Raw genomic sequence first — 13,539 nt, forward strand, 5'->3', positions numbered from 1 at the left:
CGATATAGCCCCTCATCCGCTCTACGAGAAGAAGAGGGGACATTTTAGCCAATTCCATCCAACTCGCTTAATTCGAGCCAGCGCATTTCCAGCTCTTCGGCCTTCTTATCGATTTGTTCAATTTCCTGAGACCACTCGGTCAGCAGTTGGTGCTCATCTGTACCCTTGGCCATTTTATCCACCAGTGCTTTTTTATGGGAGTTGAGCTTTTTTAATTCCAGTTCTATGGATTCGAACTCCTTTTTGTCTTTGTAGCTTGCTTTGCCGGAGCTGCTGGCAGGAGACTCGGTAAGTTTTGCTGCTTTTACCACTTCTTTTTTGGCGGTGCCTGTCTTTTTTACCTTCAGGCTTTCCCTGTAATCGGTGTAGTTTCCAGGAAAATCGCTTATTTGTCCTTGCCCTTCAAAAACGAATAAGTGGTCTACCAATCGATCCATAAAATACCTGTCGTGAGAAACAATGACCAGGCATCCCGGAAAATTTTCCAAAAAATCTTCCAGGGTATTGAGCGTGACAATGTCCAGGTCATTGGTGGGCTCATCCAGAATTAGAAAATTGGGGCTTTTCACCAGCACCATAAGCAACTGAAGCCGCCGTCTTTCTCCACCGCTGAGTTTGGAAATGGGGGTGTGCTGCTGTTTTGGCGGAAAACCAAATTGGTTGAGAAATTGGCTAATCGTAATGGTGCTTCCACCAGCAACGGTGACCACTTCGGCAACTTCTTTAACGCAATCTAAGAGTCGTTTTTCTTCATCAAAACTGTTCTCTTCCTGCCTGTAATAGCCAAAGGCAGTGGTTTGTCCGATGATTACCTCACCTTTATCTGGGGTATCCATACCCGTCAGCATGTTGAGGAAGGTGGTCTTGCCGGCCCCATTGGGTCCAACGATTCCGATTTTATCTCCCTTTTTGAAAATGTAGCTGAAGTCATCAACCAGTTTCAGGTCTCCATATGATTTATGGATTTTCTCTAGTTCCACTATTTTTTTGCCCAGCCTTCTGGAAGTGACTTCCAGACTAATATCCCGCTCTTCCGAAGGGCGAAATGCTTTGTCCTTGGTCTCCTCAAAGGCATCCACCCGGTATTTGGCCTTTGTCCCTCTTGCTTTGGGTTGTCGCCGAATCCAATCCAGTTCTTTTTTATACAAACTTTTTGCCTTTTCCTGTTCGGTGGCCTGGTTCGCTTTTCTTTCGGCTTTTTTCTCCAGAAAATAGCCATAGTTTCCAGCATACCGGTAGAGGTTGCCCTGCTCCAGCTCCAAAATCTGATTGGTAACCCGGTCCAGGAAGTACCGGTCATGAGTAACCATTAGCAGGGAAAGGTTGGACTTGGAAAGGTATTCTTCCAGCCATTCGATGGTTTCAAGATCCAGGTGATTGGTGGGTTCATCCAGTAGCAGGAGATCCGGAAAATTCAATATGGCCCGCGCCAGTGCTACTCGTTTTCTTTGGCCTCCGCTCAGTGCAGACACGGGGATATCCGTATTGTGCAGTCCCAATTTTCCTAGTACCTCATTGATTTGGTATTCAAAGTCCCAGGCTTGCAGCCTATCCATTTTCTCAAGCATGGGCTGGAGTTTTCCCTGTCCGTCATGCTCTGCATCCAAAAGCACTTTTTGGTATTCTTGAATTACCTGGATGATCTCGTTATCCGGATCGTCAAATACGGTCTGATAAATGGTTTTATCCCCGGAGAAAACCGGATTTTGGTGTACATAAGCTATCTTGGCCTCTTGATTAATAACCACTTGCCCCTCATCTGGAATATCCTCTCCCATTATTATTTTCATCAGGGTGGATTTTCCTGCCCCATTTATGCCTACCAGCGCCGTCTTTTGACCGCGCTCCAGACCAAAGGAAATGCGGGTAAATAAAACCCGCTCGCCAAATGATTTGCTTAAATTTTCTACTGAAAGGTAATTCATCGTGTAAAATTACAACCGTATTTTTGATTATTCAATCTTTAAGATCAGGTAGACGTGCCGGTGGGGAAAGAGCAAGTGGAAATGGTACTTACTTTTGCTACCAAAAATGTTTGTATTCTTGGACCAAGAGGATAGGAGAAGAAAGTAACCCGGATCTAATCTGCCTTTTAAGACCGAAGTTCTTTTTTCTGATTCTTTTTAATTCCTAAGCTGTAGGATTCAGAATGGGTTCTGCATCCAAAGGAGGGTTTATTTAGAGTGCTCCTGGCTTTCAATTCAGGAAGCGGGAGATTACTTTAAAAATTCATTTATAGCCTGGACCAAAGAACGGATGCTTTGTTTGAAATGCGCCAGAGATTCATCCAGAAATGGTTGGGCATTTCCTTTTTTACCTTGGTATTTTTCTTCAAACGATGCTTTTTTTTCCTTGAGTTCCTTTTCCAGTTTCTCCTTTTTACCGCGGAGTTCCTGGATTTTTTTTTCGATTTCTTCGCTAGCCTCTCCGGTAGCCTTGGTTCCTTTTTCTATCAAAACTTCGATTTTGCTTCCAACTTCCTGAAGCATTTTTTCGATTTCGTCAAATCCTGAACTTTTCCTTTCCATGGTTATTTTGTTAATAATCTTAAAAGTAGCCAAAATTTTGTATAAAGTAGAAGAAATATGCCTGTAGAAATAAACTTGAGTAAATGAACAAAAAAAGCCCCAATAATATTGGGGCTGTTAAGGGTTGGATTAACCGGCCAATTTAATAAAATATTTATTCAAAATTGGCTCGTATAGTTTGGAAAATGTCTTGTAACACCATTTCCTGAACTCTTCCAGCTCGGCTGGAACCAATAGATTCAGGCCCTTTCGCAATTCTTTTTCAAAGAGCTTGCTGTCAAAACTTACCTTTAATAAAATAGTTTTAACATATTCCATCATGGTTCATGTTATTTTTAATTAGGTTTGGTAAAAAGATTGATTTTAATATCTACTACGGCTTAAAATTAGATTTGTTACGTATAAAATATACTTGTTTATTTGCAGTTATAAATTAAGGTACCACAAACATCTTCTATGTTCTCAACGATTAACCGTGTTCTTTTCGTATCCCTTGCGTGTCTTTTTTCTTTAACGGCCAGGGCTCAGGATATTAGCATAGAATTGGGAGAAAGCGAAGTCGCACTGAATGAAACATTTACCATAAAAGTAACGGTTTCGGGCGAAAAAATCCGGTCCTATGATCAATTGCCTGAGATTTCGGGATTCCAGAAGCAGGGAGTATCCCAAAGTTCGTCCATGAACATCGTAAATGGGCAAATGAGCAGCACCAATAGTATTATCCAATATTACAAACCCATAAGAAAAGGACAATTTACCCTGCCAAACTTCACTTTATCGGTGAATGAAAAAAGTGTTTCTTCACCGGGAAAAACCATTACCGTGGTCGATGCCCGGGCCAGTGCGCGAAACAACCGTGCTCTTGATCCTTTTGATGATCTTTTTGGTGGTAATAATTCAGAAGAACCGGAGTATGTGGAGGTGGAAGACGATGCGTTTTTCTCTTTGTCTGTGGACAAGGAAGAGGTTTATGTAGGAGAGGGGTTCAATGTGAGTTTGGCATTTTACATGTCTGAAAGTAACCAGGCACCATTTAATTTTCACGAACCAGGTAAGCAACTCGAGCGAATCATCAATGAAATTAAGCCTGGAAACGCCTGGGAAGAAAATTTTAATATTACCAGTATTCAGCCTGAGAGGGTCGAATTTGGAGGGAAACAGTGGACCAAATACAAAGTGTATGAAGCCAGTTTTTTCCCGTTTAACGCCGGATCGGTGGATTTTCCCTCGGTAGGCTGGGAAATGATCAAGTACCGGATCGCGAAAAATCCGAGCTTTTTTGGCAGCAATAGACTGCAAGATTTCAAAACCTTTTATTCTCAACCCAAGTCCATTCAGGTGAATGCCCTGCCCCCTCATCCCCTAAAAAATGAAGTAAGTGTAGGGAATTATCGCTTGAGGGAAAGTTTTGAGCAAAAGGAGGTGCAGACGGGAGAAGGTTTTACTTATGATTTCACCATCATAGGTGAGGGCAATATCAGTTCCATTCGTCCTCCACGCCTAAAACAACGCCAAAAGTTAAATACCTTCGACCCCAACGAGCAATTGCAAATAAACCGGGGGAGAGGAAAAGTAACCGGGATGAAGGAGTTCGGCTATTTTATCACTTTAAATGAACAAGAAGAAGTAGCCTTAAAAGATCACTTTGAATGGATTTATTTTAATCCACAGTTGGCCCGATACGATACCTTGATACCTCAGGCAATAGTTCAAGTGACAGGTGAGAGTAAGATCAATCAGGCCATATCCTCATCCCGCCTTGGAGGATTGTACGATCTGATCGAAGTAGAAGACAATAAGCTTTTAAACCAGGGATATAAATATTATTTTTCCGCACTGATAAATGGTTTGCTGTTGCTGGGAGTCATTTTATTAGGGTTTTTGATGTTTAAGAAAAAATAATTCATGCGCAATACATTTGGTAATGTTTTCACAATCACCACCTTCGGGGAGTCACACGGAAAAGGGTTGGGAGTGATTATTGATGGCTGTCCCGCTGGAATTGCTGTAGATGAAGCGTTTATTCGCCAGGAGCTTCAGAGAAGAAAGCCGGGGCAATCCAAAATCACTACTCAGAGAAAAGAGGAAGACGGTTTTGAAATTCTGTCGGGAGTGTTTGAGGGGAAAAGCACGGGAACGCCCATCGCGATCGTCATCTACAATACCGACCAGAAGAGCAAAGATTATTCTCATATCGCCGATAAGTTCAGGCCTTCCCATGCAGACTTCACCTATCATGAAAAGTATGGTGTCCGGGATTACCGAGGGGGTGGAAGAAGCAGTGCAAGGGAGACAGCGGCTAGAGTTGCCGCAGGGGCCGTTGCGAAATTAATGCTGCAGGAATTCGGGGTTTCGATAAATGCCTATGTGAGCCAGGCAGGCCACGAGCGCCTGGACAAGACGTATCAGGAACTTGATTTTAGTCAGACAGAATCAAACATTGTGCGTTGTCCGGATGCGGAAGCTGCTGAGCGGATGATTGAATTGATAGATGAAACCAGAAAAAACAGGGATACCATAGGAGGGGTGGTGAGTTGTGTAGCGCAGGGAGTCCCCGCAGGACTTGGAGAGCCAGTTTTTGATCGATTGCACGCCGCTTTGGGACATGCAATGCTTAGTATCAATGCAGTCAAAGGATTCGAATACGGGAGTGGATTTGAGGGGGTGAGCATGAAAGGCTCCGAACACAACGACGCCTTTTACAAAGAAGGCGAAAAAATAAAAACCAGAACAAACCATTCCGGAGGTATTCAAGGAGGAATATCCAATGGAGAAGCCATTTATTTCAGAGTAGCTTTTAAGCCAGTAGCAACCATAATGCAGGATCAGGAGAGCATTGATACGAAGGGTGAACCTGCCGTGGTTTCTGGAAAAGGGCGTCACGACCCATGCGTGGTGCCACGAGCCGTGCCCATTGTGGAGGCCATGTGCGCGCTTGTACTGGCCGATTACCTGTTATTGAATCGCTCAAGCAAACTATAACCACTTCAACCACTAACCACACATGAAATCGAGCATGACGCAAGCGACAGACAGAGGGATGATTATAAAGCATGTGAGATTCCATATGGCCCCTAAAAAACAATTATAATCACATGAAAAAAAAAATACCCCTTCACACCCAGATCATCATCGGATTGGTTTTGGGCCTTATCGTAGGTTTAGCTGTCGTAAAACTTGGCATCTCTCCGGATTTTACTCTTAATTACATCAAACCGGTAGGAACCATCTTTATCAATGGGCTTAAAATGATTGCCGTTCCACTGGTGCTCGCCTCGCTGATTGTAGGTGTATCCAACCTGGGTGATATTTCCAAACTGAGTAGAATTGGTGGAAAAACAATTCTGACCTATATTTTTACTACTGCCTTGTCGGTTTCCGTAGGTTTGATCATTGTGAATATTTTTAATCCCGGGAAAAGCCTGCCGGTGGAAACCAGGGATAACCTGATGAGTCTTTATACCGAAACGGCCGACAGTAAAACGTTGCAGGCTGAGGAACTCAAGCAGCAAAGCCCTTTACAGCCTTTGGTGGACATGGTTCCGGAAAACATTTTTCAGGCAACTACCGAAAATGCGAGCATGCTGCAGGTGGTGTTTTTTGCCATTATTGTAGGCATTGCCCTGATACAAATCCCAAAAAGTAAGGCAGCACCCGTCATCGCCTTTTTTGATGGATTGAATGATGTGATCATCAAAATCGTGGGGTTTATCATGATTTTAGCTCCCTATGGGGTATTTGCACTTATGGCTTCGCTAATCGTGGAAATAACAGGGGATAACCCCGGTTCAGCCCTGGAGTTGCTCCTTGCTTTGCTAAAATACAGCTTGGTTGTTTTGGGAGGATTGGCATTTATGACATTGGTAACTTATCCCATAATATTGAAATCCTTTACCAAAGTCAGGTATCAGGACTTTTTCAAAGCCATTAGACCGGCCCAGTTACTGGCATTTACGACCAGTTCCAGTTCGGCCACCCTGCCCGTGACTATGAAACAGGTAGAAGAAGAAATAGGGGTTTCGGAAGAAGTAAGCAGCTTCGTTTTGCCATTGGGTGCCACCATCAATATGGACGGGACCAGTTTGTATCAGGGAGTGGCAGCTGTATTTATTGCTCAGGCCCTTGGGATGGATCTGAGCATCACTCAGCAATTACTAATTGTAATGACAGCAACCCTGGCTTCCATTGGTACGGCGGGAGTACCGGGGGCAGGAATCATTATGTTGATCATAGTATTGGAATCGATTGGTGTTCCTGCAGCAGGAATAGCCTTGATTTTGGCACCTGATCGAATTCTGGACATGTTCCGGACCATTGTGAATGTGACAGGAGATGCCATGGTCTGTACCGTCGTGGCTTCCACCGAGGGAGAGTTGCCAGAGGGATTGATCCGAAAATCAAATCCTCTCACAGCCTCCTAAGAAGATTTTTCACAAACGAATTGTCCATTTACCGAACCATCATTCCATTTCGGGCGTTTTAACATTGCTTAGAAGAAAACCTTTCAAAATAAATTAGTAAATACCATGCTGGAAGCACAAAAAAAGCCTGTTCATCTTTACTTAGAGGCCAATCCAAACCCCAATTCATTGAAATTTGTCGTGAATTTTATGCTCGTTGAAGATGGAGTTAGTTTTGATTTTCCGGATGAACCTAGTGCTGAAAAGTCTCCCCTCGCTAAGGAGTTATTCAATTTTGCCGCTGTAGAAAGGGTATTTATTGCCGCCAACTTTGTCACCATAACCAAGAAGAGCGATATTCTCTGGGAAAATATTCAGGATCATATTCGTAATCAAATCAAGACTTTTCTAGAGACCGGACAATCGGTTATTGCCAGAGACCTGGACGTAGATCCCCTTTTTGACGAAAACGATAGTGAGACCGTAAAAAAAATCAAAGGAATTTTGGACGAATACATCCGTCCGGCAGTAGAGCAAGACGGAGGAGCCATTGTGTTTCACAGTTTTCAGGATGGAATTGTTAAGGTTTTGCTTCAAGGAGCCTGTTCCGGCTGTCCTTCTAGTACGGTTACTTTAAAAGCCGGTATAGAAAACCTTTTGACCGGAATGTTGCCTGAAGTTAAGGCTGTAGAAGCAGAAGGAATCTAAGGGTTTCTCAAATCCGATAATGGTCTTTGGAAAGTGGATTGGTGGGATTTTAGGATTCCTGGCTATTTTGTTACGGTTGATTTCCGGAGCGTTTCCGCAGTTTACTGAAAGCTGGTACGCAAATGGCCTGTTTCCCCTTATACGAGGAATGCTGGACAGTACCTTAGGAAAACTCCCATTTCCAGCTATTTACCTTTTTGTCGGAGGCCTTCTCTTGGTATTGTTTTATTTTGGGAAGGAGTTGGTGATCAGAATTAAAGGGAGTAGAAAGAGAACATTTTTTATTTTTAGAGGACTGGTGAACTTCTGTGGCTGGGTGGTCTTTCTGTTTTTGTTCCTTTGGGGATTTAATTATTACAGGCTACCCCTATACAAGCAGCTGGGACTTAGATCTGAGCCCTTGGTCAGCGAACAGTTGCTGGAAGAAATGCAATTGACGGAGGCCGAACTGGTGGCATTGCGTTTGGAACTGCATCGGGATTCCCTACCGTTGGTATTTTCTCGAAACTTTGAAGCTCTGGAAAACCAACTTAGAGAAGAGATGCAGCAGACCCTGGGAAAACTTAAGTATTCCTGGTATGGAAGTCCTTCGGTGAAGCCCTTTTATCCGGCTGGAACCCTGAGACGTATGGGGATTTTCGGAATTTACTTTCCGTTTACGGGAGAAGGATACCTGGACCCTACCCTGCATCCCCTGGAAAAAACCTTTACCCTGGCCCATGAACTTGCTCATGGTTTTGGAATTACCGACGAAGGAGAGGCTAATTTTATGGGTTGGATGGTCTGTACCCGCAGTGGAGACTCCTATCTACGCTATACTGGGTCACTCAAACTTCTTAGGTATCAGTTAAACGACTTGCACCGGATGGATGCGGAAGCCTATAAGCATTTTGTAGATCAACTTCCCCAGGGAATCAGGCAGGATATTCAGGATATTCAACAGAGCAATCTTGAAATAAGACCCTATTTTCTGGAATTGAGCAGAAGATCCAATGATTTTTACCTCAAATCTCAGGGGGTAAAAGCTGGTATTCGAAGTTATGCCCAGCTTCCCATGCTTGCCAGGGCCTGGAGACTAAAGCAAGTGGATTTGCGATAAAATTTCCGAGGAAAATGCGCCCATTTTCATTAAGATACTGAATTTAGCCCACTGGGTATGGTCAGGGTGAAATTGGACCCGTTTCCCTCTTTGCTAACTACCTCTAGGGTTCCTCCCAGTCTTTTGGCATTTTGGAAACAAAGGTGTAAACCCATTCCTGTACCTTTCTCTTGCTCAGTGCCGTAAGTGGATTTGATATCTTGTTCAAATATTTTTTTGAGACGTTCCTGAGAAATCCCTATTCCGTTGTCTTGTATGGAAATGGTAACCAAATCTTTTTGACCAAAGATTTCCATACTTACCTGTCCTCCGGAAGCAGTGAATTTAATGGCATTCTGGACCAGGTTTCTAAGAATCAACAGCAAACGGTCCGTTTCAATCTTGACCAGTGGATTTTTCCGGTAGTTGACTGATAAAGAAATGGATTTTTGCTTGGCGATTACCTTTAATATCTCGATGGTATCTTCAAATAGTTCTTTCAACCGAATTTCCTTGGTTCGGATAGCTGTGTTTTTTAATTCAAAAGAGGACCAGTCCAATATGTTTTCCATCATATTATAAGTCCTGGTTGTAATTTTGAGCAATTCTTCGTGTAGAAATTCCATTTCATCAGGGGGTAGCTCTCCCTTATTGATGAGTTCCAAGGTCTGCATAATGGATTGAAGTGGATTTTTTAAGTCATGGGAAATGATGGTAATGATTTTATCCTTCTGAGAACTGGTTTTACTTAAGCTACGGTTTATCCGGATCAATTCATTACTTTTCACTTTGACCTTGTTTTTTTGAGATCTGTAAAACCGCTTCAATGTAGCCACCAAAAATCCAATTCCGATCAAACAAGCTAAATAGGTAATGGTGTGATCAATAAAAATCAGTTCATTGCTATCATATAATCTGGGGACCCATTGATTCTGGAAGGTGCCGATATAATACAACACCAAAAAGGAAAAGCCATTAATCAAGCTCCAGAAAAAATAGGACCGGATAGGAGAAATGGTGAGGATAATGAGATGGCAAAGAATAAAAATATAAAAAGTGGGCCCCTCTATGCCGTCATTATTGAAAAAGTTGATGGCCAGTATGGGGTAGGTAAGTCCTCCGAATATAAAGTAGGCATATTTAAACTGGTTTCGATTTCTTAACAAGTAATAGCAAAGCACCAATCCAACAATGACAAAAAAAGTAATTCCAGTTAAAAGCCAATTTCTGATAATAATATTGAAGGCCATCATAGCCAGCATAAAAACAAAGACGATCACCAACGTAGAATTAAAAATTTGTTTTTCCATGACCGGGGTATTGTCCCAATAAAAAATTTGAAAAGCCCGGATTTTTATTTTTTTCCAAAAGTTCACAATAGTACCGTAATTTTAATGTTTTCCCTGCTGCCGATTGCTAAATATCTGGGTGAATTCAAACTTTTCACCATCAAAAAGTCCTTTGTCACTTAACTTGATAGATGGAATAACAAGCAGGGCCATAAAACTCAATGTCATAAAAGGAGATTGTAGATTTGATCCCATTGCTTTCGCCATTTTATCCAGGCGGGTATAGTGCCGGGACACCTCGAAGGCATCTGCCTTACTCATCAGCCCCGCCACTTCTAAAGGAAGCACTTCCTCTGTCCGACTGTCCACAGCAGCGAGCCCCCCTTTACGGCCAATGATCATATTTGCTGCTTTTCTCATGTCCTCGTCCGTCACACCAACCACTATTAGATTGTGAGAATCATGTGCTACTGAAGAAGCGATGGCTCCTTCTTTCAGCCCGAAGCCTTTGATGAGCGCTACTTGTGGGGGGCAATTTTTTTCATAACGGTTGATAACCGCAATTTTCAGAATATCTTCCTGGGTGTCGCTAATTACCTTTCCGGAGCTTTCCGGTACCATGACCCTTATTTTACGGGTAATCAATTGCCTGTCCAGGGCCTGGATTACGTTCGCAGGCCCTCCTTCGTGTTTCAATTCAAAAGCAGCCTCGTCAAGATGATCTGCTTTAAAACGGTTTACGGGCTGACAGTCCTGATGAGGAATTCTTGTCTGCCCCTCTTTGGCCATTAACTGACCGTCGATGTATGTTTCAACCACCTTAAAATCGATCAGGTCTTTCAGCAGGATAAAATCGGCTGGATCACCCTCTTTAAGTAGTCCTACCGGCAGCCCGTAGTGGCGTACGGGTGTGATGCAGGCTGCTCGGAGGACGTCAAAAAGATCTTTTCCCTTTGAAACAGCTCTGGCAACTAATTGATTTATATGCCCTTCCAGCAAGCTATCGGGGTGTTTGTCATCTGAGCAAAACATGACCTGTTCCGGAAATTCATCTATCAGGTCAATCAGTGCCTCGAAGTTTCTGGCAGCACTTCCTTCCCGGATGGCTACCTTCATGCCGTTTTTTATCCTATCTCTTCCTTCTTCGAATGTAATGCACTCATGATCTGTGGTAATTCCTGCGGCGGCATATTTGGCGGCTTTTTCACCAGTAAGACCCGGGGCATGCCCATCTACGGGCTTTCCATACTTGTGGGCAAGTTGGATTTTTTTCATTACCAGTGGGTCCTCCGCCAATACGCTTGGCCAATTCATCATTTCGGCCAGGTAATGGATAGTTCCTTCCTTGAAAAGGAGTTCAATTTGCTCAGGAGAAATGGCATCACCGGCTGTTTCAAAGGTTGTGGCAGGGACACAGGAAGGAGCTCCAAAGAAAAATTTGAACGCTGTTTTTTCTCCGTTGGCTATCATGAACGCAATGCCTTCCATACCGCAAACGTTGGCAATTTCATGCGGATCAGAGACCGTTGCGATGGTTCCATGGACCACAGCAAGTCTGGCGAAGGAAGCAGGAACCAACAGAGAGGATTCCACGTGCACATGTGCATCAATAAATCCGGGGAGCAGATAGTGTGGGGGTGCAGCAGGGAGGCGATCAACGGACTTCACGTGGCCATTGCTCACCTCAATTTTTGCCGGATAAATTTCCCTCTTTTCAATATCCACATATTGTCCCCTCACGCTAAAAGCTGTTGTCATTCGACTGTTAAAAGTTTAAATAGTACTATTTCTGTTGGTTTCTAAACCTGATTGGAATAAAAGACCGATACAAATAAAGTCTACTGCCCGGAATAGTCATAAATATACTATATTTGCATCTGAAAAGGAAAGCAGGTACCATTCATTTTTTATTAATGAAAAAAATCATCATTGCCATTGACGGTTATTCCGGTTGTGGGAAAAGTACCACAGCAAAGGCGGTGGCTAAAGCTTTGCGGTATACCTATTTGGATTCCGGTGCTATGTATAGGGCTGTAACCCTTTATTTTTTAGAAAACCACATTGACACCTCTCAGCCAGAGGAAATAGATCGAAGCCTGCGGGAAATTGAAATTGAATTCCGGCACAATGAAGCTGATGGAACCCAACAAGTCTACCTGAATGGAGTTAATGTAGAAAGGGAAGTGCGAGGGATGGAAGTGTCGGCGAGCGTTAGTGAGATTAGCAAGATTCCCCAAGTAAGGGCTACTTTAGTTGAAAAGCAGCGAGGTTTAGGTAAAAATAAAGGTATTGTGATGGATGGCAGGGACATTGGGACAGTTGTATTCCCGAATGCGGAGTTGAAAATATTTATGAAAGCCGATACCATAATCCGGGCGGAGCGAAGGCAACGTGAGTTATTGGAAAAAGGCCAGCGGGTAAGTTTGGATAAGGTACAGGAAAACCTGGAATCAAGGGATGCCCAGGATAGCGGGAGGGAGATAAGTCCCTTAAAAAAAGCAGAAGATGCGGTGGAGTTGGATACCAGCTATTTGGATTTTAATGAGCAGGTCTTGAGGATACTGGAATTGGCAAAGGAGAGAATGGATTAATTTTATGGAAGTTACAATAGATAAAAATTCAGGGTATTGTTTTGGAGTGGAATACGCCATAAAAATGGCCGAGGATGAAATGGCCGACGACCGGAAATTGTATTGTTTAGGAGATATCGTTCATAATGATATGGAAGTGAAACGATTGAGCAAAAAGGGGCTGGTGGTGATCGACAGGGAAGATTTACGCTGTCTTCACGACTGTAAGGTCCTGATCCGGGCTCATGGAGAGCCACCGGAAACCTATCGTACGGCCATTGAAAACAACATCGAACTAATCGATGCCTCTTGTCCCGTGGTATTAAAGCTGCAGCACAGGGTGAAAACCGCCTTCGATAAAATGCAGGACCAGGATGGGCAAATTGTTATTTATGGGAAAAAGGGGCATGCTGAGGTCATTGGTCTGACCGGTCAAACCTTGGAAAAAGCCATCGTTGTGATGGATGATGAGGACCTTGAACAAATTGATTTTTCAAGGCCGGTTACACTATTCAGTCAAACCACCAAAAGTACCAAAGGCTTTTATGCGCTTAAACAAAAAATCGAAGAGCGGATTCGAGAAGCCAAAGGAAGTATGGAAGAACTGGATTTTAATGCCAATGATTCCATCTGCAGGCAAGTCTCCAACCGAGAACCTCAACTACAAAAGTTCTCGGAAGACAATGATGTCATCATTTTCGTTTCAGGCAAAAAAAGTTCGAACGGGAAGGCCTTGTATCAGGTCTGCAAGGGAGTAAATAGCAGGAGTTATTTTGTCGAAAATGAGCAGGATATAAATCCCAACTGGATCGTGCCCGAAGATAAGGTAGGCATTTGTGGAGCTACTTCTACCCCTATGTGGCTGATGGAGCAAATTAAAGAACACATTCTGTTTTTTGATACACGTACGGCTGAAGCGGAATTATAAATAAGCCTACAAGACGGGGGCAATCGTCCAATATTTGA

General features: G+C 43.3%; 12 protein-coding genes. 7 read left to right on the forward strand and 5 right to left on the reverse strand.

The annotated features are described in order from the left end of the window. Window positions 1-44: 44 nt before the first annotated feature. The 3 genes from GKS34_RS07905 to GKS34_RS07915 all read right to left on the reverse strand — a co-directional run bounded on the left by GKS34_RS07905 (window position 45) and on the right by GKS34_RS07915 (window position 2,849). Window positions 45-1,925 carry an ABC-F family ATP-binding cassette domain-containing protein gene (locus GKS34_RS07905; RefSeq protein WP_163384272.1) on the reverse strand — a complete coding sequence of 627 codons (1,881 nt, stop codon included), beginning with the start codon at window positions 1,923-1,925 and terminating at the stop codon, window positions 45-47. Window positions 1,926-2,216: 291 nt separating this feature from the next. Beyond that, complete coding sequence (locus tag GKS34_RS07910; protein ID WP_163384273.1) at window positions 2,217-2,528, reverse strand: hypothetical protein; 312 nt, start codon at window positions 2,526-2,528, stop codon at window positions 2,217-2,219. 129 nt (window positions 2,529-2,657) lie between these two features. Next, window positions 2,658-2,849, reverse strand: a complete 192-nt coding sequence (locus GKS34_RS07915) for a hypothetical protein (protein ID WP_162341119.1) — start codon at window positions 2,847-2,849, stop codon at window positions 2,658-2,660. A 135-nt stretch (window positions 2,850-2,984) separates the two neighbouring features. Here GKS34_RS07915 and GKS34_RS07920 point away from each other — a divergent pair, with 135 nt between their 5' ends. The 5 genes from GKS34_RS07920 to GKS34_RS07940 all read left to right on the forward strand — a co-directional run bounded on the left by GKS34_RS07920 (window position 2,985) and on the right by GKS34_RS07940 (window position 8,735). Next, entirely contained in the window at window positions 2,985-4,430 is a 1,446-nt protein-coding gene (locus GKS34_RS07920; protein WP_163384274.1) for a BatD family protein, read from the forward strand. Window positions 4,431-4,433: 3 nt separating this feature from the next. Then, window positions 4,434-5,510: a chorismate synthase gene (aroC, locus tag GKS34_RS07925; protein WP_163384275.1), complete on the forward strand. Its 1,077-nt coding sequence runs from the start codon at window positions 4,434-4,436 to the stop codon at window positions 5,508-5,510. 113 nt (window positions 5,511-5,623) lie between these two features. Then, the gene (locus GKS34_RS07930) at window positions 5,624-6,949 is read left to right on the forward strand and encodes a dicarboxylate/amino acid:cation symporter (protein ID WP_163384276.1); all 1,326 of its coding nucleotides are present in this window, start codon (window positions 5,624-5,626) and stop codon (window positions 6,947-6,949) included. A 105-nt stretch (window positions 6,950-7,054) separates the two neighbouring features. Beyond that, window positions 7,055-7,636: a NifU family protein gene (locus tag GKS34_RS07935; RefSeq protein ID WP_163384277.1), complete on the forward strand. Its 582-nt coding sequence runs from the start codon at window positions 7,055-7,057 to the stop codon at window positions 7,634-7,636. Between the two features lie 19 nt (window positions 7,637-7,655). Further along, on the forward strand, window positions 7,656-8,735 hold the full coding sequence (locus tag GKS34_RS07940) for a DUF3810 domain-containing protein (protein WP_163384278.1): 1,080 nt from the start codon (window positions 7,656-7,658) through the stop codon (window positions 8,733-8,735). Between the two features lie 29 nt (window positions 8,736-8,764). Here the strand turns inward: GKS34_RS07940 and GKS34_RS07945 are convergent, their stop codons facing one another. Together GKS34_RS07945 and ade are read right to left on the reverse strand one after the other, a co-directional pair. Continuing rightward, on the reverse strand, window positions 8,765-10,024 hold the full coding sequence (locus tag GKS34_RS07945; RefSeq protein ID WP_163384279.1) for a sensor histidine kinase: 1,260 nt from the start codon (window positions 10,022-10,024) through the stop codon (window positions 8,765-8,767). A gap of 81 nt (window positions 10,025-10,105) precedes the next feature. Then, entirely contained in the window at window positions 10,106-11,761 is a 1,656-nt protein-coding gene (gene ade / locus GKS34_RS07950) for an adenine deaminase (protein ID WP_163384280.1), read from the reverse strand. 155 nt (window positions 11,762-11,916) lie between these two features. Between ade and cmk the strand changes: the two genes are divergently transcribed. Further along, window positions 11,917-12,594, forward strand: coding sequence for a (d)CMP kinase (gene cmk, locus GKS34_RS07955; protein WP_163384281.1), 678 nt, complete (start codon window positions 11,917-11,919; stop codon window positions 12,592-12,594). Between the two features lie 4 nt (window positions 12,595-12,598). Next, the gene (locus GKS34_RS07960; RefSeq protein ID WP_163384282.1) at window positions 12,599-13,501 is read left to right on the forward strand and encodes a 4-hydroxy-3-methylbut-2-enyl diphosphate reductase; all 903 of its coding nucleotides are present in this window, start codon (window positions 12,599-12,601) and stop codon (window positions 13,499-13,501) included. The last annotated feature ends 38 nt before the right edge of the window (window positions 13,502-13,539 follow it).

The sequence above is a fragment of the Cyclobacterium jeungdonense genome, from assembly GCF_010994275.1.
In the GTDB taxonomy this organism is placed as follows: Bacteria; Bacteroidota; Bacteroidia; order Cytophagales; family Cyclobacteriaceae; genus Cyclobacterium; species Cyclobacterium jeungdonense.